Source organism: Myxococcus guangdongensis, from assembly GCF_024198255.1.
Classification (GTDB): Bacteria; Myxococcota; Myxococcia; order Myxococcales; family Myxococcaceae; genus Myxococcus; species Myxococcus guangdongensis.
In genome coordinates this window covers 122,670-145,358 of record NZ_JAJVKW010000003.1, presented here as the reverse complement: position 1 = coordinate 145,358, position 22,689 = coordinate 122,670, and the positions used below count along the sequence as shown (strand labels likewise).

Sequence of the window (22,689 nt, the reverse complement as noted above, 5' to 3'; positions counted from 1 at the left end):
CTCCGGACAAGGTGGGCAGGGCGAACGAGCGAAAGAAGCCCGTCTGGAAGTGTGAAGCGAAGCCCGCCTGCCCGCCCGCCTTGGGAGGAGCCCTCAGCGCCGACGCTGGTGGGCCAGCGCCGTGGCCAGCGTCTCGCGCACCTGATGGGCACGGAACAGTCGGTCCGCGGTGTCCACCAGGTTGTCCACGTACAGCACCGCCTTGCGCAGGCGCGCGGGGATGGCGCGCGTGCCCAGGTGGGCGCCCACCAGCGCGCCCGTCAGCGCCGCCGCCACGTCCGCCTCGCCGCCGCAGCGCAGCACCAGCGCCACCGCCTCGCGGAAGTCGTGGGGCACCCGCAGCGCGGCGTACAGCGCCGTCAGCAACACCGGCACCACGTGCGCGGGCAGCCCGTCCACGCCCTTGAGCTCGCTGGGGGGCACGCCCACCTTGCGCAGCTGCGACAGGGCGCGCGCGGTGTCCCACGTGAGCAGACGAGGCAGGTGCCGCACCTCCTCCGCCAGGCCCTTGTCGTGCACGGCCGCCGCCAGCGACAGCTGCTCGCAGAAGGCGGCGGGCGTCAGCGGCTCCTCCTCCATGCCCAGCGCGGCGGCCTGCGCGAAGGCGGCGGCGGCGGCGGCACAGACGGGGTCCTTGTGGGTGATGACGGTGAGCACGCCGGCGTCATGCGGCAGCTTCGCGCGCTGGCCGCTCTCGAAGAGCCCCACCACCAGCGCGCGGCTGAGCACCGACGGGCACAGCGTGCCCAGGGGCGCGCCCGCGCTCATCCACGGCACGCCGCTGGAGAGCCGCTGGAGCGACTCGGCCAGGCTGCGCGGCGGCTGGAGGATGATGCCCTCCTGCCACAGCCACGCCAGGTGCGCCGCCGAGCTGCGGCCGTCGACGCGGCCCTCGCGGATGACGCTCTCCGCGGCGGCGAGCAAGAGCTGCGTGTCGTCGCTGAACTGGCCCTTGGCGAACTTGCCGCGAGGCCTGGGCGCGAAGTCCTCCGCCAGCCCGGGCAGCCGCGCGAGGCTCGCGGGCGGGATGCCGCGCAGCGGGAAGCCGAGCGCATCTCCGATGGCGAGCCCCACGAACGCCGCATGGAACCTGTCCTGGCGCTCGGAGGGAGTCAGCGGCATGGAGTCGAGGAGATTAACCGAGGCTCAGGGCTGGACGGACAGCGAGAAGCGCGCGAAACGCGCGAAGCTCGTGGTGGATTGGCGTGCGTGGGGGCTTGACTCGCGAGGGAGGAGCCCACTCGCGTTCGCCACACGAGCGATTCCGCCGCCAGACTCCAGGCCGCACGCCATCATCACCGTCCACCCTTCCTGGTTCGAGCCGATCCGCCGACGCGTGCGCGGGGTGGGCTGACTACCGCAACCAGCACGCGCGCGGCAAGTCCGAGCACCCCTGCCCCCAGGCACACCTGTACACGTGTCCAACTCCCGAAGCTTGAGAGCGTGGACTCGCACGGAGCGCATGGCGCACGAGGAGTGGGGAGGTGGCAGCGGCGCGCGCAAGTCGGCACACGCGCCGTCACGCGTCACGCGTCGTCGCGGCCCAGGTTGACGACGGCCTGGAGCCGGGCCACCACGGCCTCGGCGCCCTGGTGCAGGTGCTTGCCGTCCCAGAGCGCGGGCGTGGCGTGGCCGCCGTGCAGCGTCCAGTCCAGCTCCGCCTCGGCGTACACGAGGTTGCGGAAGATGACGCGGTCCTCCAGCGCGTGGTCGACGATGTAGCGGCGCGCCACGGCGGAGGGCGGGTCGGCGATGCGGTGGAACAACTCGAGGGGAGCGGAGGTCATGGCGCCATCACCGGGAGGAACAGGTCGGCCAGGTCCCCGCGGGAGCGGCCCACCAGGTCCGCCAGTGTGTACCGGTCCAGCACCGCGAGGAAGGCCTCACGTGCCTCCGCGAGCACGCCCTTGAGGCCGCAGGCGGGGGCGATGGGGCAGGTGTTGCGCTCGCGGTTGAAGCACTCCACCAGTTCGAAGTCCGGCTCGGCCGCTCGCAGCACGCGGCCCACGCTGATGTCCTTCGTCGCCTTCGCCAACGCCACGCCGCCCGAGCGCCCCGCCTTGACGTCCACGAAGCCCTCGCCCGCGAGCGTCTGCACCACGCGCACCAGGTGGTGCTTGGAGATGCCGTACGCGTCCGCCAGTTCCTGCGTGGAGGCGAGTCTTCCGGGACGGGCGGCCAGGTAGAGCAGGACGCGCAGCGAGTAGTCGGCGTGGAGGGTGAGGTGCACGGTCAGCGGGCTCCGACGGCCTCCACCCTGGGCGTGCTCGGCAGGAAGACGTCCGCGTGGAGGTCCTTGAGCGAGAGCCCGGAGAGGAAGAGCTTCTTGCGCAGGGATAACACCAAATCGGCGTCGCCGCAGAGCCACGCGCGGAAGCCCACGGGCTTGGGGCACTCGGCGCGGATGACGGCGTCGAGCGCGCCCTCGGACACGTCCCGGGAACCGCCCGTCAGCACGCTCGGTCGATAGTGGAAACCCGCGTATTGCTCGGCCAGCTCGCGCAGCTCCCGCGTCAGGTAGAGGCCCTCGGGCGTGCGCGCGCCGTGGAAGAGCCAGAGGGGGCCCTGGTGCCCCGCCTCCAGCGCGTCGCGCGCGATGCCGTACAGCGGCGCGAGCCCCGTCCCCGCGCCGGCGAGAATCAGCGACTGCTCGGGGCGGCCCTCGACGTAGAAGCAACTGCCCGCGGGCCCCTGCACGGACACGGCGTCACCCACGCGGGCCTCGCGGGCGAGCCACCCGCTCATCTCACCGCCCGCCACCAGCCGCACGTGCAATTCCAGCAGGCCTTCGCGAGGGAGGCTCGCCAGCGAGTAGCTGCGGGCCAGGCCATCCGCCCGCAGCAGCGACACGTACTGGCCCGCCCGGTAGTCCAGCGGCGCGTCGGTGGACAGCCGCACGCGCAGGACGCTAGGGGACAAGAGGTCCAATGAAGCGATGCGCGCGGGGACTCGCAGCGCGTCCGCGCCGGAGACCTCCAACACGGCGTCCGCCGAGGGGCGGCACATGCACGCGAGGAAGTAGCCCTGCGCGCGCAGCGTGTCCTTCAGGCTCACGCGCGCGGCCTCCGGGACGTCGCCTGACGTCGCGCGCATGAGGCAGGACTGACAGGCGCCGGCCCGGCACGCATGGGGCACGGCGACGCCCTGTCGCAGGAGCCCGTCCAGCACGCTCTCCTCGGGCTCCAGCGGGTACCACCGCGACGCGTGCTTCACCGTGGCCATGGCGAGCCTCTGGTTCCCATCAGCGGTTGAGCACGTCGGCGCGAGCACCGCCCGCGATGTCCATCACCCGTGCGATGAGCGGCTCGGGCACGCCCAGCTCCCGGAGCGTCGCGCTCAGGTGGTCCACCACCGCGTCGAAGTGCACGTCGTTCAGCCCGCGCTTCACCAGGTGCGCGTGGCCCGCGCGCATGTCCTTGCCCGAGTAGTTCGACGGACCGCCCGTCACCATCGTCAGGAAGGCCTTCTGCTTGGCCGACTGGCGCTCCATGTCCACGTCCTCGAAGAAGTGGCTGATGCGGTCGTCCGCCAGCACCTTCCGGTAGAACACGTCCACCGCCGCCGCCATCGCGGGCTCTCCGCCAATCTGCTCGTAAACGCTCTTCTCCTGCGCCGCCGTGCTCATCCGTGTCCGCTCCTTCCGCCCGGCTCGGGCTTAAAGATGCATTTCAAATGCATCGATTCGAGCCCGACGTCAATTCGGAAAGACAAGACAAGCGAATCGCGTGAATCCGCCGGCGCCCCGGCGCAACGTTTGCGCGAGCGTCACGTCTCCGCGCGGAAATTGCGCCCGAGGCCGGGCCCGGTGCCGACGTAGTGACGGAAGACATAGAGCAGCGGTTGCCACTGGGTGACATCGATGTGGTGGGTGTCGGGCACGGTGACGTGCTCGTGCGCGTGCACGCGGGTGACGCGCAGCTCCGCGATGACGAAGTCGGAGGGGACCTCCGGCGTCGGGGTTGCCATGTGTGCTGCCAACAAGACGGCCTCCAGCTGCAGCGGGCACTGGGCCACGCGCGGGGGTGAGACGGTGTCCGAGGGCAGCGGCGTGAGGCCCGCGCGCTCGAACTTGCGAGGCTCGTGTTGGTAGCCCATCGCGCGCTTGGGGTCGGGCACGGGGAAGCGGCCCGTGGTGGGCGCGAGCTTCTCCACCTGGGGCCACAGCGAGGCCGAGGGCAGGTTCACCACCGCCTCACGCGTGCGCCGCAGGTTCTCCAGGCCCTGGCCCATCAACCCCAGGCCGAGCACCAGCCTGTCGTCGAGGGCCCATGCGGAGGACAGCGGCGTCAGGTTCGGCGAGCCGTCCTCATTGAGCGTGCTCAAGAGGGCCACGGGCGTGCCGAAGTAGAGGACTCGGGGCGTAATCACACGGTGTCGAGGCGTGTCGGTCATGACCGCGTGAGTAGTGCGCACAGACATGCCGATGCTTCGGTGCGCGCCGAACCGTGAGCAACGTCTCGGTCCGAGGCACATGCGCCACCACGCGGAGTGCAGCCCTCACCCTCGCGAAGGTTCACACCCGCATCGGCGCCCCACTGGCAACGCCTTCACGCTCGTGGCTCCATCCGCATCGATGCCTCTTGATTGCGCCCTTCCCCTCCACCGCGAGGCAATGCGGCGCGCCCCTGGGCGCGTGAGGAACTGCCCGCTGAGCCGCTGTGCTCGCCACGTCGCGAGGCACACCTCTTCGGCGTCATCGAGCCGGCACATCGTGTTCGTGCGCTCGGCGATTCCTCGCAACAAGCCACCCTCGCCCCGAGGCGGCGCTCCTCCTCATGAGCAGGGGACCCGCCGAACGAGCAACCTCGCCTTCGCTTCTCCATGCATGCGCCGACTGCGATACTTCGGCGCGCACCGAAGCGTCCTCGCGACCGCACAGCACAGACTCCCGCCATGCCCCACCCGCTCGACCTCGCCCTCACCGCCTCGCTCATCGGAGACCCGGCCCGCGCGGGCATGTTGTCGCGCCTGCTCGAAGGTCCCGCGCGCACCGCCGGAGAGCTCGCGCGCGAGGCCCGCGTCTCTCCCCAGACAGCGAGCGGCCACCTGGCGAAGCTGCTCGAAGGCGGCCTCGTCCGCGTCGAGGTCCAGGGCCGCCACCGCTACTACCGACTCGCCAGCCCCGACGTCGCCCGAGCACTCGAGGCGCTCAGCCTGCTCGTCCCCACGCGGCAGAGCACCGTGCGAGTCCCCGAGCCGCTGCGCTTCGCGCGGACCTGCTACGACCACCTGGCGGGCACGCTCGGCGTCGCGCTGGCGGACGGGCTGGAGCGACGCGGCCTCCTGGAGACCGGCGACGACAGCTACGCGCTGACACCCGAGGGCGCGCGCTTCATCACGAAGTGGGGCGTGGACGTGGACGCGCTGTCACAGGGCAGGCGCGCCTTCGCGCGACGCTGTCTGGATTGGAGCGAGCGACGCGCTCACATCGGCGGAGCGCTGGGCGCCGCGCTGGCGGAGCAGCTGTTCGCGCGGCGCTGGATTGCGCGCCGGCCCGAGGGCCGCGGAGTGCGGCTCACCGTCGAGGGCCGGCGGGGATTCGACCGGGAGCTGGGGTTGTCCTGGCCCTGAAGCGGCCAGGACAGCGACTCAGGCGCGAGCGCCCGCGGCGCCGATACGGGCCGCCTCACGGCGCACCGTGGCCTGCTCCAGCTCGTAGCGGGCGTCCTCGGAGGACAGGCCCTTCAGGCGGTCCTGCGCCTCGCCCAGGCGCTTGCGCGCGCCCTCCACGTCGATGCCGGACACGTGCTCCGCGGCGTCGGCCAGCACGAGCACCTTGTCGTTGGCGACCTCCACGAAGCCGCCCGCGACGAAGTACGCGTCACGCTTGCCGCCATCCACCAGCGTCAGCGCGCCCGGCTCCATCAGCGACAGGAAGGGGGTGTGCCCCGGCCGCACGCCAAACAGGCCCTTGCCTCCGGGCACGATGGCCTCGTCGGCCTGCACCGACAGGATGCGCTTCTCGGGGGTGACAATCTCCACAGTCAGCTTGGCCATGAGGCTCCTCGCACTACCCACTTCAGAAATTGAGCTGCCGGGTGGTCCCGCCCACCGGCTCGAACTCGACCACCCCGGCGTCCGTCAGCCGAGGCCCCTTGCCGGGGATGCCGAGCGTGCCCTCCAGCCACTTCAGGTGGTGCGTCATGTGCCGCACCTCGGAGAGCTGCTTCGCGGGGACCAGGTCCGTCAGGCGCCGCTCCAGGATGCGCTGTCCGTCGCGGCCATACTGCCCCGCCACCAGCACCTCCGTGGCCCAGTCCGGCGGCCCCTTGGGCTTCTTGCCCTTCTTCTTCGTCTTCGGGGCCGGCTTCGCCTTCCCCTTCTCCACCAGGGGCCACAACACCCAGACCCGCTCGCCGTCGTTGGAGACGAAGTAGAAGTCGTCCACCGTCCCCAGGCACTGGTCCAGCTGCCAGACGGGGCCGCTCTCCTTCGTCACCTCCAGCCGGCACTTGCCCGGCCCCCCGTCCACCATGCGCACGCTGTACAGCCCGTTGGCGCTCACCCGGGCGCGTCCCTTGCGCTCCTCCGCCATGGCGGGGAGCGACAGGACACAGAGGAACAGGGCGAGCGCCGCGTGACGCATGGTCACCTCGGTGGAGGGTGGGACAGCGAGTCTACGCCACCATCTTCCGGGCGTTCTCGGCGACCTCGCTGATGGTGCCCGCCATGTAGAAGGCGCCCTCCGGGATGTCGTCGTGCTTGCCCTCGGCGATCTCCTTGAAGCCCTGGATGGTGTCCTGGAGCTTCACGTAGCGGCCTTCCTTGCCGGTGAAGACCTGGGCCACGAAGAAGGGCTGCGACAGGAACTTCTGGATCTTCCGGGCGCGCGCCACGACCAGCTTGTCGTCCTCGGAGAGCTCGTCCATGCCGAGGATGGCGATGATGTCCTGGAGCTCCTTGTAACGCTGCAGGATGCCCTGGACCTTGCGGGCCACCGCGTAGTGCTCCTGGCCGATGATGCCCGGGTCCAGGATGCGGCTGGTGGAGTCGAGCGGGTCCACGGCGGGGAAGATGGCGAGCTCGGCGATGGAGCGGTTGAGCACCGTGGTCGCGTCCAGGTGGGCGAACGCGGTGGCGGGGGCCGGGTCCGTGAGGTCGTCGGCGGGCACGTAGATGGCCTGCACGGACGTGATGGAGCCCTTGGTGGTGGAGGTGATGCGCTCCTGCAGGCCGCCCATCTCCGTGGCGAGGGTGGGCTGGTAACCCACGGCGCTGGGGATGCGGCCCAGGAGGGCGGACACTTCCGAGCCGGCCTGGGTGAAGCGGAAGATGTTGTCCACGAAGAGGAGCACGTCACGGCCCTCCACGTCGCGGAAGTACTCGGCCATGGTCAGCGCGGAGAGCGCGACGCGGGCGCGGGCACCAGGCGGCTCGTTCATCTGGCCGTACACGAGGACGGCCTGGCTGGACTCCAGGTTGTCCGTCTTGATGACGCCCGTGTCCTGCATCTCGTGGTACAGGTCGTTGCCCTCGCGGGTGCGTTCACCGACGCCGGCGAACACGGAGAAGCCGCCGCGCTCGATGGCCACGTTGCGGATGAGCTCCTGCAGGAGCACCGTCTTGCCGACGCCGGCGCCGCCGAACAGGCCAATCTTGCCGCCGCGGGTGTAGGGGGCGAGCAGGTCGATGACCTTGATGCCGGTCTCGAACATCTGCACGCGCACGTCCTGCTCCGTGAACGGAGGGGGCGCGCGGTGGATGGGCCAGTACTCCTGGGACTTCACGGGGCCCATCTCGTCCACCGGCTCGCCGGTGACGTTCAGGATGCGGCCCAGGGTGGCCTTGCCGACCGGCACCTGGATGGGGGCGCCCGTGTTCTTCACGGGGGTGCCGCGGGCCAGACCCTCGGTGGAATCCATGGCGATGGTGCGGACGGTGTTCTCACCGAGGTGCTGGGCGACCTCGAGGACCAGGTTGTCCGCCTCGTTGCTGAGGTTCGCGTTCGTCACCTTCAGGGCGACGTAGACTTCCGGGAGGCCGCCGGGCGGGAACTCGACGTCGACCACGGGGCCGAGAACCTGGATGATTTTGCCTGCCGTAGGAACTTGAGCGCTCATGGGTGTCGTCTGCCTCGTGCGGGGGGCGACCGGCGCCGTGCCCGTCATCAAAATTCCGCCCGGATATGAGGGCGGTGCCCCTTTACCGGGGGCCTCCCGCAGAATCAAGCCTCCCGGGGTCCTGACCGGTAAGTCCCGCTTAGCGGATCCACACCCCGGACGCCAACCGGGCTATTTCCCGTCCACCTGGTAGACCAGCGGCAGGTTGCCCCTCGAGCCGCCGCCCACCACGACGACCTTGGCGTTGGGGCTCTGGGCCAGCTTCTCGGTGGCTTCAATCCCCTTGAAGCGCAGGTACTCCTCGGTGAGGCCCTGGCGGACGATGGTCTGGTACTTGGCGATGCCCTCGGCTTCGATCTGCCGGCGCTCGGCCTCCTGGCGCTCCTTGTCCAGGGTGAAGCGCATCTTCTGGCTGCGCTGCTCCTCGGCCAGCTTGTCGGCGATGGCCTCGCGGATGGACGCGGGCAGGGAGACATCGCGCACCAGGATGGCCTCCACGACGACGTGCTTGCCCGTGAGGGCCCGGGTCACCTCGTCGTAGATCTCCTTTTCGATCTGCTCGCGCTTGGTCGAATAGATTTCCTCCGGCGCGTACCGGCCGAACACCTTGCGCGCCTCCGAGCGGACGATGGGGGCGATGAGGATTTCCGCGTAGCGGGGGCCCGTCTGCGTGTGCAGTTCGAACAGCTTCAGCGGGTCCACCCGGTAGCGCACGCTGGAGTCCACCTTCAGGTCCAGGCCGTTGTTGGACAGCACGTTGAGCTCGTCCTTCATCTCCTGGACGCGCAGGTCGTAGGTGATGAGCGACTTGCCCGGCCGCATCACGTGCAGGCCTTCTCCGTAAGGCTCGCGCTGGGTGCCGCTGCCGAACGAGTCGAAGCCGATGCCCCCGTAGCCGCTGGCCACCGTGTCGAAGCCACAGCCGCCCAGCAACACCGCTCCCAGCACCACCCACAGTCGCTTCACGCAGGTACCCCTCTCGTGGGCCCTGGACGGGCCCGAGGAGGCCCTTAAACGCGAAGGGCCCGCTCCCAAAAGTGGGGGCGGGCCCGGGGTGCGACGAGGTGGCGCTCGGGACTACTTGAGCGCCTCGGCGCCGGAGACGATCTCCATGAGCTCCTTGGTGATGACCGCCTGACGGGTGCGGTTGTAGGTGAGCGTCAGGCTGGAAATCATGTCGGAGGCGTTGGAGGTGGCGTTCTCCATGGCGCTCATGCGGGCGCCGTGCTCGCTGGCCACGCTCTCCAGGAGGGCGCGGTAGAGCTTGATGTTGACGGCCTGGGGCACCAGGCGGTCCAGGACGGCCTGACGGTCCGGCTCGTACTTGAAGTCCACCATGGCCGCGGCGCCCTCGGAGGGCGCGGCGCCGGCGCCGAGCGTCTGCAGGGGCAGGAGCTGGGTGACGACGACCTTCTGGTTAATGGCGCTGATGAACTCGTTGTAGACGATGTGCACCGCGTCCACTTCGCCGTTGAGGAAGCTGGCGACCAGCTCCTCGGCCACGTCCGCGGCGGCGCGGTAGTTCAGCCGCTGGTACAGGCCACCGAAGTCCTTGCGGATGGTCTGGTTGCGGTTGCGGAAGAAGTCGTTGCCCTTGCGGCCCACCGTGGAGACCTGGATGCGCTCCAGGCCCGAGTTCTCGTAGAGGAACCGGTTGGCGCGGCGGGTGACGTTGGAGTTGAAGCCGCCGGCGAGGCCGCGGTCCGACGTCAGCGTCAGCAGCTCCACGCGCTTGACGGGCCGGGAGGCCAGCAGCGGGTGGCTGAGGTCGTTGTCCCCGGAGCGCGCGGCCAGGTCGGAGATGATCTGGTCCAGCATCGACGCGTACGGGCGCGCGGCGAGGATGGCGTCCTGCGCCTTGCGCAGCTTCGCGGCGGAGACCATCTTCATGGCCTTGGTGATCTGCCGCGTGTTCTTCACCGAGCGGATGCGCTTGCGGATGTCGCGAAGGGACGCCATGGGACGGGAAACTCCTGTGGGTCGTTCTGCCGGGTGCGCCGGGGTGGGAGCAGGGCAGTCTGACGGCGGGGCCCCCTATATAAGCGGGGCGGGAGCCGGTCAACGGCAGTCCTCCCGGGGCTTTCCCGACACGGGAGCCAGGGCCTCCCAGGGGCCTCCCCCGAGGGGCGACCGGGCGACCTGTGCCCCCGAGGGCTCGCGGGTGTGGCCCCAGGCCCTACCTTCCTCTCATGGGGCCTGCCGACACCGGACCGCTGCTCATCGTCGAGGACGACCTGGACATCCGTGAGGCGCTCCAGGGGTATCTGGAGCTCCAGGGGTACCGGGTGCTCGTGGCGGACCACGGGAGGGAGGCGCTGGCGCGCCTCGCGGGGACACCCCGGCCCTCGCTCATCCTGTTGGACATGGGGCTGCCGGTGATGGACGGGCACCGGGTGCTGACGGCCCGCAGGAGCGACGCGTCGCTGGCGAAGGTGCCGGTGGTCATCCTGTCGGCGGAGACGGCGGAGATGAGCCCCCGGGACCGGGCGGCTTACGCGGCCAGCCAGGGGGTTTCCGCCATCCTGTCGAAGCCGGTGGACCCCCGGCGGTTGCTGGAGACGCTCCGGCGGTTGTTGCCGGGGCAGGCTGGTGCCCAGGCGGACGCGCCCGCGTGACGCGCCGGGCCCACACGGGGCTTTTCGAGGGCGGCGGGCCGTAACACAATGGCGCCGGGTGCGGTGTCACCCCTGGGTCCATGAAGCCAACCCGAGCGAGCGGTGTCTGGGCGCGCAGGGCCCTCTTCCTCCTGCTCGTGGGCGCGGTGGGCCTGCTCGTCCTCTCGCACTGGGTGCGGGTGAGCTACGAGGAGCGCATCGTGAGCCTGGCGGACGCGCCCGACGCGCCCGTGGCGCTGGTGTTCGGCGCGGGGCTGGCGCCGGGGGCGGTGCCCTCTCCGGTGCTCGCCCAGCGGTTGGACATGGCGATGGCGCTGTGGCGCGAGGGCAAGGTGGGCTCGGTGCTGGTGAGTGGGGACGAGGTGAAGCCGTTCCACCACGAGACGCGGGCCATGCGTCGGTACCTGCTGGAGCGCGGGATGCCGGCGGAGCTGGTGCTGGGGGACGAGGCGGGGCTGTCCACGTACGACAGCTGCCTGAGGGCGCGGGGCGTGTTCGGCGCGAAGCAGGCGCTGCTCGTCACGCAGCGCTTCCACCTGCCCCGGGCGCTGTTCATCGCGAACTCGGTGGGCATCGACGCGTGGGGAGTCCCGGCGGACGAGGGGCGCTCGACGCCCTGGCGCTACACGGTGCGCGAGACGCTGTCGCGGGTGCTGGCGCTGGGGATGGTGTTGCTGGAGGTGGAGCCCGTCTACCCCTCGGGCCGCGCGGCGGTCCCCAAGGGCTAGGCGGACGAGCCCGGCAGGCGGCCGGCCGGCGCGAATTGCGGTGGGGCGCGTGGGTTCTCATTGTTGAGACACGGCGGCCGGCCCACCCCGCTTTCGCGAGGAGACACCATGCGATTCAAGAAGCTCGGCTCGGAGGACGTGGGCGAATCCACCTCGCTGCGTCATGTGAACCAGGACACCGGTGAGGAGGAGATCAACATCTCCGACCAGGACCTGGCGGCGACGCCACCGCTGGAGGAGGAGCCTGACTTCCGCGACATCCTGCCGGACCAGATTCACGAGTTCCGGCGCGGTGACGAGGAGACGGAGGAAGTGGAGCTGACGGCGCAGCCCGAGGAGCGACTGCGCCCGGCGCGCAGGGACCAGCTTCCGGAGGGCTAGGTTCGCTCCCGCGCGGGGCGTGGCTCCGACGCGCAGGGGCCTGCAGCAGAAGAGGGGCGCACGTGCGCGGTCTCGGCACGGCAGCGCCCGCTTCTCGAGGTCGGGTGCGCGCCTGCTGCGCGAGGCGCGGTATCGACAATCGATGCACGGATGCGTCCGTGCTCAGACGCGTCCCGGCCGATGGAGGTGCGGATGGGTCCATGCCCAGACGCGGTCCCGACAATGGATGCACGGATGCGTCCGTGCTCAGACGCGGTCCCATCTCGAGGGATGGGACCGCGTTGATGCGAGCAGGGTCAGCGCTTCGACTTCGGCGTCTTGAGGGCGCTCTTCGCCGGGGACTTCTTGGCGGGAGCCTTCGAGGATGCCGACTTCTTCCCGGCTGACTTCTTCGCGGCCGCGGGCTTCGCTCCCGAAGACTTCTTCGCGGCGGACTTCTTCATGGGCTTCGCCCCGGCGGACTTCTTCGCGGGCTTCGGGGCCGCGACCTTCTTGCTCGCGCTCTTCCCCGCGGACTTCTTGGCCACGGGCTTCGTGGCGGACTTCTTCACAGCAGCCTGCTTCGTGGTGGACTTCGCTGTCGTCGCAGGACTCTTCGTAACGGACTTCTTCGTCGCGGCCTTCGCCGTCGCAGGCTTTGTCGCGGCAGACTTCGTAGTCGCAGGCTTCGCGGACTTCGCCGTCGCAGGCTTTGTCCCGGCAGACTTCGTAGTCGCAGGCTTCGCGGACTTCGCCGTCGCAGGCTTTGTCCCGGCAGACTTCGCAGTCGCAGGCGTCGCGGCCTTCACCGCAGGCTTCGGTGCAGCGGACTTTGCTGTCGCAGGCGTCTTCACTACGGGCTGCTTGGTCGCGGACTTCGCCGTCGCGGACTTCGCGGCGGACATCTCCGTCACGGGCTGGGCCGCGGGCTTCGCCTTGGGCTGCGTCACCTCCACGGCCTTCGCAACGGTCTTCGTCGCAGCAGCGGCGGCGGTGTCGACGAGCTTCGAGGCAGCGGTCTTCGTCGCCTTGGCAGTCCTCTCGACCGGCATCGAGACCGCATCCTTCACGGCCTCCGCGGCCTTCTCCACCGGCTTCGTGACCGCCGCCTTCACGGCCTCGACAGGCTTCGTGACAGCGGCCTTCGCCGCCTTGGCGGCCTTCGCCACCGGCTTCGAGACCGCCTCCTTCACCGCCTCGGCGACCTGCGCCACGGGCTTCGAGACCGCGTCCTTCACCGTCTCGGCAATCGTCGCCACGGACTTGCTGGCCTTGGACTTCGCGGCGGTCTTCTTGGCCGTCTCAGGCCCCAACTCCTTGCGCAGCGCCTCCTGCATCGTCGGCCGCACGAACAACTCGACCTGAGTCACCGAGGATTTGCCCTCCCGCGACACCGGCTTCTTCCCACCTCCGGACTTCGCCCCGAAACGGCCGAAGCCCCCCGACTCGTCTCCCCCACCCCTGCGCCCCCGCGACATATCGTCGTCGTACTCGTACGCGAGCTCGCGCTGCGCTCCCGTGTCCTCTTCCTCCTCCTCGACCTCGGTGGACTCCTCCTCCTCGGAGTCCTCCTCACCCGACATGCCCGAGAGCGCCTCCTGCAACACCGCATTCATCGCCCGCGCGAACGTGCGCTCACCGAAGCTCTCGACCTCCGCGGGAGGCACCAGCACGTCGAGCATGTCCTTGAGCGAGCGGTACAGCCGCATCTCCCGCTTCTCGCTGTCCCACGTGCCGTAGAGCCAATCCTCGTCGCCCAGCGCGTCCACCCAGCCCGGCAGCGGCCCGCCCCCGTCCCCCTGCTCCACCATCGCCGACTTGCGCGCGGAGAACAGGTGCCGGTGCGCCCCCTTCGTCCCGATGCGCCACACGCCCGCGGCCGGCAGCCCCACCAACTTCAGCCGCGTCTTCTCCAACACGCTCACGGAGCCCTCGGGCCCATGCAGCGGGAAGAGGCTCACCTCGCCGTGGAGCTCGCCTCCGTCGAAGGTCAGGTACAGCTGGCCGAGGTCCTCGGGAAAGGGGACGCCACACTCCGTCTCCGCCCTCCGGACATCATCCGCGGACACACCCGATGACGCGGCCTTCGCTGACTTCCGCAGTGCCTCCAACCACTCGTGCATGACCCCTCCACGACACGTCCGATGCCGCCACCTTACGGCGGCTGTGCCCCTCAGCGCAGTGCGCACCTGAAGCTTTTGACGCCCCGCACACGAATGCTCCAGCCCCCCAGACGACGCCCGGCGAGCCCAACCCGGGACCTATCACGACAACCGCCAACCCGGGCTGCCTCCTTCCACTCCCTCGCAAGCAGGCCCCTCCAGCAGCCCGGAACCCTCGCCTCACCGGTGCTCCCGCTGATCCACCCCTGGGACGCCCGCCCTCCCCCGGGAGGCCAGCCCCTTGGGGCCCCACCCGGCTTGAAGGCCGACGGGCGGACCGTTACCCATGGGGCATGGCACATCCGGTCAGCTATGAGGGAACGGCGGAGAACTTCGACCAGCTCGTCATGCACCCCCAGGGCGAGCTCGTCGTCGTGGACTTCTGGGGCGACGGCTGCCCGAACTGTGAAATCTACGCGGCCGCCGAGCCCGAGCTCCTCTCGGAGCTGGACGGCGCGCGGATGCGCGTGGTGAAGGTGAACGCCTATCAGCACGAGTCCCTGGCCCACCGCTTCGGGCTCTACGGCATCCCCACGTTCCTCCTGTTCCGCGACGGGAAGCTCATCGGGAAGATGAGCCAGTACTACGGGAAGGCCTACTGGCTGGGCGTCATCCGCGAGCACCTGCCCACCGCGTGACGCGTCCCACCCTTTCGCGGTGCCCCCCAGGGGAATCGCATAGGGTGGCGCCATGAAGAAGAAGACGCCCAAGAAGCCTCGTCACGCGCCCCAGGCCCACCCGCTCCCGCCTCCCTCCGCGGAGCTGGCGGAGCTGCTCGGACGACTCGAGACAGGGGACGCCGATGCACGCTGGGAGGCCTCCATGACGTTGATGAAGGTCGGCGACGCCGCCGCGGCCGAACACGTGGCCCGACTGCTGCGCACCGCCGCCGACGTCCGGGCGCGCGAGGTCTCCGCGTGGCTGTTGTGCAGCCTCGGCGATGGCAAGCCCTCCATCATCGACGCGCTGCTCCAGTCCGTCGAGGACACCTCCGAGAGCATGGACGTGCGAGGCCAGGCCATCGAGGCCCTGGGCTCCCAGCGCGAGATGGTGCCGGCGCTGCGTGAGCGCGTGCTGGGCATCCTCGTCGGCCTCCTGGAACATCCCGCCGCGGAGCTGCGCTTCTGGGCCTGCTTCGCGCTCGGCGCCTTCCGCTACCGCCCCGCCCTCCCCGCGCTGCGCAAGGTGGCCCAGGAGGATGAGCGGGTGAATCCCGGCTGGTGGTACGTCAGCGAAGAGGCGCTCGACGCGATTGCCCAGATCGAGTCACGGGAGTACCCAGACCGTATCCCCGTGCTCCAACGTGGCCGCGTCTCGACCTGACGCACCGTCTCGCCGTACGAGGCGCCGCCACCTCCCGAACGCCTCCACCGACAACGGGACGGCCTGACGTCTCGCCGTGCTTCACCCGGACTCGGGTCCACGTCATCCACGACGTGGGCCCGTGCCAGCGAAGGTGGAGCGCGTGAGGTTCCCACCCTCCGGGGCAGCGTGGTTGATGCGACGCGGGCCCGTTACAAACATGGAGCCTTGCGGTTGGCGGTCCAATCAGAGGGGGCAGTCCGAAATGACGAAGCATCGACTGGGGCAAAGGCTCACGCATATCGCTTGTCTGCTGTCGCTGTGGGCGGGAGCCATGGCCTGCGGAGAGGGACACATGGAGGCGCCGGAAGCAGCCGCGCCGGTGGACGAATTGGAGACCCGGACCGCGAGCCAGTCTCCGGCCTTCACGGAGGACCTCTTCTACGACAACTGTCCGGCCGCGTCGGCCGCGCAGGGCCCCACGCTCTACGTGTCGAAGAGTGGCCCGAGGGACCCGTCCAAGCCGCTCGGCTCGGACTTGAATCCCTACAGCACCATCATGGCCGCGGTGAAGGCGGCCCGCCCGGGCAACATCATCCTGGTGCGCCAGGGCGACTACGACGAGCAGGTCGCCATCACCGCGCCGAAGGGAGCGCGTGCCGGCACCGCCACCGCGCCCATCGTCCTTCGCGGTGAGCAGACAGGCCGCCCGCGCATCCTCCCCACCGCCACCAACGTGGGCAGCCTGGTCCAGGTGAGTCAGCCCTACTGGGTCGTCCAGTTCTTCGAGGTGGACGTGCGCGAGCGTCCCTCGTTCGCCGTGCTCTTCGAGACCACCACCAAGTGCTCCCAGGTCCTCGACTCCAAGCTGCACGGCGGCCGCGCGGGTGGCGGCGTCGTCACCAGCTACGCGGACTTCGTCCTCATCGACAACAATGAAATCTACGACTTCTCCAAGCAGGGCACGGACTCACACGGCGTGGCGATTCGCGGCGTGACGCGGAACGTGTTCATCGTGGAGAACGACATCCACGACGTCTCCGGGGACGCGGTGCAGTGTCAGCCCAATGGCGGCCGCCCGGCCATCATCCTCGTCGAGCGCAACCGCTTGCACGACACGGGGGAGAACGGGGTCGACGTCAAGGCGTGCGACGACCTGCTGCTGCACGAGAACAAGATCTACAACTTCCCCAACGTCGCGAAGTACCCCTGGCAGGCGAACACCTCGGCCGCGGAGGGCGTGCTGGTGCACGAGGACGCGACGAACGTGCAAATCCTCTACAACGAAATCTGGAACGCGGGCCGAGGCATCTCCATCGGCGGCAACAACGTCGTCGACATGCCTGTGAACGTTCAAATCGAAGGCAACCAGGTCCACGACATCTATGACTATGCGAACCGCAACAACGGCCAGGGCATCCGCATCGTCAAGGCGAAGGGCGTGACGGTGATGGGGAACATCGTCGAGCGCACGTATGACGCCGGACTGCGCCTGGCGGCGGACCCGCCCAACGCCGTGCCGGGGCTGCTCGTCTACAAGAACACCCTGCGGAACATGCGGGTGTTCGTGCGATTGGGCGCCAAGGCGTACCGGCCCGGCATGGGGATGGACCTCAATCGTTACGAAGGCGCCACGGGGGTCTTCACCATCACCGACGAGCTCTGGGAGGGGAACCACGCCCGCTGGCGCGCGGTGCTCGCGCCCCTCTATCTGGACCAGTATTCCGAGCGCATCATCCCCAGCTCCCGCTCCAAGGGGCTGACGGACGACGAGGACGCCACGTCGACCTCGGGTGAGTAGTCAGGCCAGGCCGCGCTGACGGACGAGGCCTCTCGGGACGGGCTGATTGCACGCCGTTGGCCTGTCACACCTGTGCCGCATCCAGAGGCCCCAAGCGCATCCGCTGGCTTCCGTCATCGTCTATCAAGACCAGCACCGTGTCCCGCCACGGGCTTTCCGTGGCGGGAGGCTTCAGCTTCGCGTCCGCTTTGCCTAATCTCGCGTGCTCCTTCCAACCCGGGAGCACGCTGTTGGCACATATCGCGTTCGTGGTGATTCCCCCTTTCGCGGACTGGGAGCCGGGGCTGCTGGCCGCGAGCGCGCGCGAGGACTTCCGTGACGAGGTCTCCTGGTGGTCTCCGGGAGGACGCCCCGTGCCGTCCATCGGGGGACTGACGGTGCAAGTGGATGGCGCGGTGGAGGACCTGTCCCCGGACAAGATGGACGCGCTGGTGCTGATTGGCTCGGGCACCTGGATGACGCCGGAGAGTCCGGACCTCACGTCCCTGCTGCGACACTCGGCGGAGGTGGGGCGGGTGGTCGCGGGCATCTGCGGCGCGACGCTGGCGCTGGCTCGCGCGGGACTGCTCGACGGGCGCGCGCACACGAGCAACGACCTGGAGTTCCTCCAGAAGCATGCCCCGGGCTACCAGGGCGTCGCCCACTACCGCGACGTGCCCCAGGCGGTGAGGGACGGGAACATCATCACCGCCTCCGGCGCCGCGCCCACGACGTTCGCCACCGAGGTGCTCGGCGCCCTGCATCCCCATTCCGGCAGGACCGTCCAGGAACTCCGCGCGTTCTTCGCGCGCGAGCACCAGGCCACCTGAAGGCCCTCCGCCATGACGGTTCTGGAGCCCTTCCTGCTCGCCACCGGAGCCCTGGGCGGCCTCACGGGCGCCATCCTGGGCGTCCGCGCCGAACCCTGGTGGGGCGTCGACGGAGTCCTCGGCGGCGTCATGCGGGGACTCAGCGGCTTCGTGGGCGGAGCGGTCGCCCTGCCCTTCGTCTCGTGCGTGGTGCTCTACGCACTGGGCCAGTTGATGATGCGCCGCGATTCACGGGGAAGGCCCGGTCGCTAGACGACACGTTCGTGGGGGAAGGTGCGTAAAGCCCGTCCTCCACGCAGTCGACGAAGCGCCCCGACGGCCCTTGGCCCTTGCCCCCTGGTCTACTCTCCGAATAGCGCCATGGCCCCCCTACCACGTCGACCCGAATGACCCACGTGCTCCATCGCAGGAGGTCTGGGACCAACTGACGCCCGAGGAGCAGGCGCGAATCGTCGACAGCCTTCCCTCAAAGGCCACCCTCCTCGAGCTGAAGTACAGGCGACTTGCCGAGGGAAAGCGCCTGCACGAGGAAACGCTTCGGCGCGAAGAGGCAACACAGCTTCGTGAAGAGGAGTCTCGCCTCCTCGCAGAAGAAACCCAGCGTCGCGAGGACCTCGAGCGACGGCTCGCCGAGGCGCTCGCGGAGCTGGAGCGGTTGCGCGGGAATCGCGAGCAGCCCTCGCGCCGCAGCCCCCGTATCTCAGTCCTGGTAGCCTCGCGCCTGCAGGCGGAACAGGTGCGCGTATCGCCCGTCCTTCGCCATCAGCTCGTCGTGGCTGCCCAGCTCGTCCACGCCGCCGTTGTGCAGCACCGCAATCTGGTCCGCCATCCGCACCGTGGAGAACCGGTGCGAAATCACGATGGCGATGCGGTCCGCCGCCAACGCCTGGAACCGCTCGAACAACGCGTGCTCCGCCTCCGCGTCGATGCTCGCCGTCGGCTCGTCCAGAATCAGCACCTCCGCGTCGTCCCGCATGAACGCCCGCGCCACCGCCAGCTTCTGCCACTGCCCCGCCGACAGCTCCTGCCCCTTCTCGAACCACCCACCCAACATCGTGTCGTACTGGCCCGGCAACGCCTCGATGACCCCGCTGGCCCCACCCAGTTCCGCCGCCTTCACGATGCGCCCCCGGTCCTCCAGCGCCGGCACGTGCCCCAACCCGATGTTCTCCGCCACGTTGAACTGGTAGCGCACGAAGTCCTGGAACACCGCCCCGAAGCGCGAGCGCAAATCCCCCACGTCCATGTCCCGGATGTCCACGCCCCCGTACAGAATCGCCCCCTCCGTCGGCTCGTACAGCCGGAGCATCAGCTTCACCAACGTGCTCTTCCCCGCCCCGTTCTCCCCCACCAACGCCAGCTTCTCCCCCGGCCGCAACGTCAACGACACGTGCCTCAACGCCCACGCGTCCTTCCCCGGATAGCGGAAGGACACGTCGCGCAGCTCGATGTCGTTGGTGCGTCCCCGAGGCGGTGACTCCGGCGGCGACACCCGCGCCACCTCGCTGCCCGTCGGTATCTCCAGGTACATGAAGAGGTTGCTCATGAAGAGCGCGTCCTCGTACATGGAGCCCACGCTCGTCAGGATGCCCTGGAACGCCGCCTGCCCCTGACGGAACACCCCCAGGTACAACACCATGTCACCCACGCTGATGGCCCCGTCCGCCGCGCGCCCCGCGACGAACAGGTAGCAGCCGTAGAACGCCGCCAGCGACAACAACCCCAACCCCAACCCCCACCCCATCCGCCTGAAGGCCAGCGCCCGGTCCTCCGCGAAGAACTTGCGGAACAGGTCCCGGTAGCGCCCCAACACCAAATCCCCCAACCCGAAGAGCTTCACCTCCTTCACGTGGCTGTCCCGCGTGAGGATCCACTCCAGGTAGTTGAGCTTGCGCCCCTCCGGCGCGCGCCACGAGTACAGCCGGAAGCCCGCCATCGCCAGCCGCGCCTCCGCGATGAACGCCGGAATCGACGCCGCCACCAGCACCACCACGCTCCACGGCGACAGCGCAATCAGCAGCGCCGCGAACGTGGAGAGCGTTATCGCGTTGCGGACGATGGAGAACGCCTGCATCACCAGCGACAGCGGGCGACTGCTCGCCTCGCGCCGGGCGTTCTGCATCTTGTCGTATGTCTCCGAGTCCTCGAAGTGCCGCAGCTCCAGCTCCAGCGCCTTCCGGAGGATGCGCTCGTTGAGCAGGTTGCCCAGGTTCGCGCGCAACAGCTCCCGCGTCAGCGTCAGCCCGCGCTCCACCACCCCGGAGCCCAGCATCAACGCGAACTCCAGCCCCACCAATCCGTAGACGCGCGAGTGCTCATCGGCGGAGCCCTGCGCCGCCGCCACCACCGCGTCCACAATCAGCTTGCCCACCCAGGCGATGGCCGCCGGCAACACCGCCGCCACCAGCGTCAACACCCCGAGCACGATGGCGCCCTGGGGGCTGGCCTGCCAGAAGATGCGGAACGTCCCGGGGAGCTGACGGAACAGGCTTCCGGCGCTCTTCAGCCGCTCCTTGAGGGAGCTCTTCGCGGGGAGGGTGGACTCGAGTGGACGGGCAGACACGCCCCCCGTTCATAACGTGCTCACCCGACATCCGCTCGAAAGAGCCGCGCCTCACCCCATCACGGGCTGCTCGTGCCGGGACACCAGCACGTCGCACGAGGATTGCGCCAGCACCCGCTCCGCCAACGACACCTCCCCCTCGCCCACCTTCGTGCCCGCCACCACCAGCAGGTCCGAGCCCAGCTCGGTCGCGTGCGCCAGGAGCGCCTCGCCCGGCTCCCCGGAGCGCAGCCGGGCCTCCAGCTCACACCCCGTCTCCCGATAGGGCGCCAGGAAGCGGGCGAGCTCCAGGCGCGCGGCGACCTCACGCTCGTGGAGGAGCATCAACAGGCGCTCCGGCGGCGCGCCCCCGGCCCGCAGCGCCGCCTCCTCCTCGCGCGTGTCCACCACGTGCAGCACCGACACCGGCGTCAGGGGACACAGCCGCATCGTCAGCTCCAGCGCCCGCCGGGACTCACGCGTGAAGTCCACCGCGACCAGGGGGTTTTCGTAGGGCCTGGCCGGGTGGGGCAGCACCGCCAGCATCGACGTGTCCAGCCGACGCAGCGTGCGCCGCACCACCGAGCCCTCCCCCAGCGACCGTCCCGGCGTCAACACCCGCTCGCCGCCCAGCACCACCAGCTGGGCGCCCTGCTCGCGCGCCACCGTCGCCACCGCGTCCAGCGTGTCGCCCTGGCGCAGCTCCTCGCGCACCGTCACGTCCGGCCGGTGGCGCAGCCTGCGACACGCCGCGTGCACGGCCTTGCGCAGACAGCTGCCGCCGAGCACCGCGCCTCCGGGCGAGCCCTCCACCACCGGCCCCGCGTGCAGCAGCGTGAAGGTGGCGCCCTGACCCAACGGCAGTCGCAGCGCCCGGGCCAGGGCCAGCTCGGAGCGCAGCGAGAAGTCCGTCGCCACCACCAGGCGCGTCAGCCCCCTGGGGCCCCGGAAGGTCCCCGGCTGCAGCAACGGAATATCCAAACGGGTCAGCACATGCTGCCTCATCACGAGACCCTCCTTTCAATGGCCTTGCTGCTTCAGCGCCCGACGCCGTGGGGACGTGACACGCCATCCCATGCGTCCGACACGGACCTGTGCGAGCCATTGCCCGCCGGTCCGCCGCTCCTCGCGGCCAGGCCCCGTGAGGCCCTCACCTGGAAGATTCAGACCACGGCGCCGGGATGCCACCCTCGCCCCGGGGACGCCGCGTGCACGAGCGTGCGAGGAAGCCCTCCCGTCCTCGCGCGCCCTGACTCACGAATGCCGCGTCCGGCGGCCCGAGCCGTGGCGCACCACGCGTGACGGACAGCGCCACACGGCTCGGCCTCGTGCGTGACGGACAGCGCCACACGGGCTCGGCCTCACGGGTGACGGACAGCGCCACGACTCGGTCTCGCGCGTCAGGGCCAGCGCCACACGGGCTCGACCTGGCGCGTGACGGACATCACCACGACTCGACCTCGCGCGTGACGGCCAGCGCCACACGGCTCGGCTTCGCGCGTGACGGCCAGCGCCACACGGCTCGGCTTCGCGCGTGACGGCCAGCGCCACACGGCTCGGCCTTGGGTGAGGGTGGAGCACGACTCCTGTCCCGCGGGGCCGGGCGGAGTGGGGGCGGACGGCCTCATCACACCGTGGGGTGTCCCCCTGAAAAAACTCCAGACGCGCCACGTCCGTATTCCACACGGGAGTTTCGCGCGGGCATTCCTGCACGGAGATTGGCGCGCTTGGCACGTTCGCGGAGCAACAGAGCGTCTCCAGCGGGCCGCGAGGGGAGCGGCCAGCGCTTTGCAGAAGGGCTCCGACGACAGCGCGGTGGGTGGTGGCGGGACGGACGGGAAGCTGAAGAAGGGGGAGGACCAATGCGCGGCGTCATCACCGGAAGAGAGGTGGTCACCAATCTGGGTCTCATCTACCGAGAGTTCGGCGCGGGCTGTGTGCTGCGCTGCTTGTGGGTGATGCTCAGCGGGAAGACCACGACGTTCCTCGAGGTGGCGTGTCCGCCCGAGGTGAAGCGCTAGCCACGGCGACGGGCCGCGAGGAGTGCGCCCCGCGACCCGGCCGTGTGCTGGTGCCTGTATCCGCGGGAATCAGGGCTCGTCGCGGCGCGGCTTGTTGTCGTCCACCGCGTCCCGAACGGCGCGCTTGGCGTCCTCGAGCTTCTCCTTCGCGTGGCCCTTGGCCGTGTCGACCTTGCCCTCGGCCTCCAGCGAACGGTCGCCGGTGGCCGCGCCCACGGTCTCCTTGATCTTGCCCTTGGCCTTGTCGATCAACTCACCCATGTCACTCTCCTGTGGCTGTGAGCTCTTG

General features: G+C 69.8%; 25 protein-coding genes. 10 read left to right on the top strand and 15 right to left on the bottom strand.

The annotated features are described in order from the left end of the window. Positions 1-93: 93 nt before the first annotated feature. The 6 genes from LXT21_RS09995 to LXT21_RS09970 all read right to left on the bottom strand — a co-directional run bounded on the left by LXT21_RS09995 (position 94) and on the right by LXT21_RS09970 (position 4,368). Positions 94-1,122 (bottom strand): ADP-ribosylglycohydrolase family protein, encoded by a 1,029-nt coding sequence (locus tag LXT21_RS09995; protein ID WP_254037889.1) that lies wholly within the window; start codon positions 1,120-1,122, stop codon positions 94-96. A 404-nt stretch (positions 1,123-1,526) separates the two neighbouring features. Further along, positions 1,527-1,787 (bottom strand): hypothetical protein, encoded by a 261-nt coding sequence (locus tag LXT21_RS09990; protein WP_254037888.1) that lies wholly within the window; start codon positions 1,785-1,787, stop codon positions 1,527-1,529. Then, positions 1,784-2,230 carry an RrF2 family transcriptional regulator gene (locus tag LXT21_RS09985; RefSeq protein WP_254037887.1) on the bottom strand — a complete coding sequence of 149 codons (447 nt, stop codon included), beginning with the start codon at positions 2,228-2,230 and terminating at the stop codon, positions 1,784-1,786. Before LXT21_RS09985 ends, LXT21_RS09990 begins: the two co-directional genes overlap by 4 nt. Positions 2,231-2,232: 2 nt before the next feature. Then, on the bottom strand, positions 2,233-3,222 hold the full coding sequence (locus tag LXT21_RS09980) for a 2Fe-2S iron-sulfur cluster-binding protein (RefSeq protein ID WP_254037886.1): 990 nt from the start codon (positions 3,220-3,222) through the stop codon (positions 2,233-2,235). 19 nt (positions 3,223-3,241) lie between these two features. Beyond that, on the bottom strand, positions 3,242-3,625 hold the full coding sequence (locus LXT21_RS09975; protein WP_254037885.1) for a group I truncated hemoglobin: 384 nt from the start codon (positions 3,623-3,625) through the stop codon (positions 3,242-3,244). Positions 3,626-3,765: 140 nt separating this feature from the next. Beyond that, positions 3,766-4,368 (bottom strand): flavin reductase family protein, encoded by a 603-nt coding sequence (locus LXT21_RS09970; protein ID WP_254037884.1) that lies wholly within the window; start codon positions 4,366-4,368, stop codon positions 3,766-3,768. Between the two features lie 525 nt (positions 4,369-4,893). Between LXT21_RS09970 and LXT21_RS09965 the strand changes: the two genes are divergently transcribed. Next, complete coding sequence (locus LXT21_RS09965) at positions 4,894-5,571, top strand: ArsR/SmtB family transcription factor (protein ID WP_254037883.1); 678 nt, start codon at positions 4,894-4,896, stop codon at positions 5,569-5,571. Positions 5,572-5,589: 18 nt separating this feature from the next. Here LXT21_RS09965 and LXT21_RS09960 read toward each other — a convergent pair whose 3' ends face one another. From LXT21_RS09960 to atpG, 5 genes are all read right to left on the bottom strand, one after another. Continuing rightward, positions 5,590-5,997: a F0F1 ATP synthase subunit epsilon gene (locus LXT21_RS09960; RefSeq protein ID WP_141330323.1), complete on the bottom strand. Its 408-nt coding sequence runs from the start codon at positions 5,995-5,997 to the stop codon at positions 5,590-5,592. Between the two features lie 22 nt (positions 5,998-6,019). Continuing rightward, positions 6,020-6,586 carry a hypothetical protein gene (locus tag LXT21_RS09955; RefSeq protein WP_254037882.1) on the bottom strand — a complete coding sequence of 189 codons (567 nt, stop codon included), beginning with the start codon at positions 6,584-6,586 and terminating at the stop codon, positions 6,020-6,022. Between the two features lie 31 nt (positions 6,587-6,617). Next, positions 6,618-8,060: a F0F1 ATP synthase subunit beta gene (gene atpD / locus LXT21_RS09950; protein ID WP_254037881.1), complete on the bottom strand. Its 1,443-nt coding sequence runs from the start codon at positions 8,058-8,060 to the stop codon at positions 6,618-6,620. 171 nt (positions 8,061-8,231) lie between these two features. Further along, the gene (locus LXT21_RS09945; protein ID WP_254037880.1) at positions 8,232-9,026 is read right to left on the bottom strand and encodes a prohibitin family protein; all 795 of its coding nucleotides are present in this window, start codon (positions 9,024-9,026) and stop codon (positions 8,232-8,234) included. 111 nt (positions 9,027-9,137) lie between these two features. Continuing rightward, complete coding sequence (gene atpG / locus LXT21_RS09940) at positions 9,138-10,019, bottom strand: ATP synthase F1 subunit gamma (RefSeq protein ID WP_254037879.1); 882 nt, start codon at positions 10,017-10,019, stop codon at positions 9,138-9,140. Positions 10,020-10,249: 230 nt separating this feature from the next. On the opposite strand from atpG, the gene LXT21_RS09935 reads away from it, so the two are divergent. The 3 genes from LXT21_RS09935 to LXT21_RS09925 all read left to right on the top strand — a co-directional run bounded on the left by LXT21_RS09935 (position 10,250) and on the right by LXT21_RS09925 (position 11,784). Continuing rightward, complete coding sequence (locus LXT21_RS09935; RefSeq protein WP_254037878.1) at positions 10,250-10,675, top strand: response regulator; 426 nt, start codon at positions 10,250-10,252, stop codon at positions 10,673-10,675. Between the two features lie 80 nt (positions 10,676-10,755). Beyond that, positions 10,756-11,403 carry a SanA/YdcF family protein gene (locus LXT21_RS09930; RefSeq protein WP_254037877.1) on the top strand — a complete coding sequence of 216 codons (648 nt, stop codon included), beginning with the start codon at positions 10,756-10,758 and terminating at the stop codon, positions 11,401-11,403. 108 nt (positions 11,404-11,511) lie between these two features. Then, a complete protein-coding gene (locus LXT21_RS09925; RefSeq protein WP_254037876.1) occupies positions 11,512-11,784 on the top strand; it encodes a hypothetical protein in 273 nt (90 codons plus the stop codon). 296 nt (positions 11,785-12,080) lie between these two features. Here LXT21_RS09925 and LXT21_RS09920 read toward each other — a convergent pair whose 3' ends face one another. Next, complete coding sequence (locus LXT21_RS09920; RefSeq protein ID WP_254037875.1) at positions 12,081-13,886, bottom strand: SMI1/KNR4 family protein; 1,806 nt, start codon at positions 13,884-13,886, stop codon at positions 12,081-12,083. A gap of 332 nt (positions 13,887-14,218) precedes the next feature. Here LXT21_RS09920 and LXT21_RS09915 point away from each other — a divergent pair, with 332 nt between their 5' ends. The 5 genes from LXT21_RS09915 to LXT21_RS09895 all read left to right on the top strand — a co-directional run bounded on the left by LXT21_RS09915 (position 14,219) and on the right by LXT21_RS09895 (position 18,089). Then, on the top strand, positions 14,219-14,563 hold the full coding sequence (locus LXT21_RS09915; RefSeq protein ID WP_254037874.1) for a thioredoxin family protein: 345 nt from the start codon (positions 14,219-14,221) through the stop codon (positions 14,561-14,563). Between the two features lie 52 nt (positions 14,564-14,615). Continuing rightward, positions 14,616-15,248, top strand: coding sequence for a HEAT repeat domain-containing protein (locus tag LXT21_RS09910; protein ID WP_254037873.1), 633 nt, complete (start codon positions 14,616-14,618; stop codon positions 15,246-15,248). A gap of 244 nt (positions 15,249-15,492) precedes the next feature. Next, positions 15,493-17,028 (top strand): right-handed parallel beta-helix repeat-containing protein, encoded by a 1,536-nt coding sequence (locus LXT21_RS09905; protein ID WP_254037872.1) that lies wholly within the window; start codon positions 15,493-15,495, stop codon positions 17,026-17,028. Positions 17,029-17,258: 230 nt separating this feature from the next. After that, a complete protein-coding gene (locus LXT21_RS09900; protein ID WP_254037871.1) occupies positions 17,259-17,837 on the top strand; it encodes a type 1 glutamine amidotransferase family protein in 579 nt (192 codons plus the stop codon). Positions 17,838-17,849: 12 nt separating this feature from the next. Beyond that, the gene (locus LXT21_RS09895; protein WP_254037870.1) at positions 17,850-18,089 is read left to right on the top strand and encodes a hypothetical protein; all 240 of its coding nucleotides are present in this window, start codon (positions 17,850-17,852) and stop codon (positions 18,087-18,089) included. 448 nt (positions 18,090-18,537) lie between these two features. Here LXT21_RS09895 and LXT21_RS09890 read toward each other — a convergent pair whose 3' ends face one another. Together LXT21_RS09890 and LXT21_RS09885 are read right to left on the bottom strand one after the other, a co-directional pair. Beyond that, complete coding sequence (locus LXT21_RS09890; RefSeq protein ID WP_254037869.1) at positions 18,538-20,400, bottom strand: ABC transporter ATP-binding protein; 1,863 nt, start codon at positions 20,398-20,400, stop codon at positions 18,538-18,540. A 51-nt stretch (positions 20,401-20,451) separates the two neighbouring features. Then, on the bottom strand, positions 20,452-21,384 hold the full coding sequence (locus LXT21_RS09885; RefSeq protein WP_254037868.1) for a universal stress protein: 933 nt from the start codon (positions 21,382-21,384) through the stop codon (positions 20,452-20,454). A gap of 857 nt (positions 21,385-22,241) precedes the next feature. Between LXT21_RS09885 and LXT21_RS09880 the strand changes: the two genes are divergently transcribed. Further along, a complete protein-coding gene (locus tag LXT21_RS09880; RefSeq protein ID WP_015353070.1) occupies positions 22,242-22,400 on the top strand; it encodes a hypothetical protein in 159 nt (52 codons plus the stop codon). A gap of 69 nt (positions 22,401-22,469) precedes the next feature. Here the strand turns inward: LXT21_RS09880 and LXT21_RS09875 are convergent, their stop codons facing one another. After that, complete coding sequence (locus LXT21_RS09875; RefSeq protein WP_163870931.1) at positions 22,470-22,661, bottom strand: CsbD family protein; 192 nt, start codon at positions 22,659-22,661, stop codon at positions 22,470-22,472. Between the last annotated feature and the right edge of the window lie 28 nt (positions 22,662-22,689).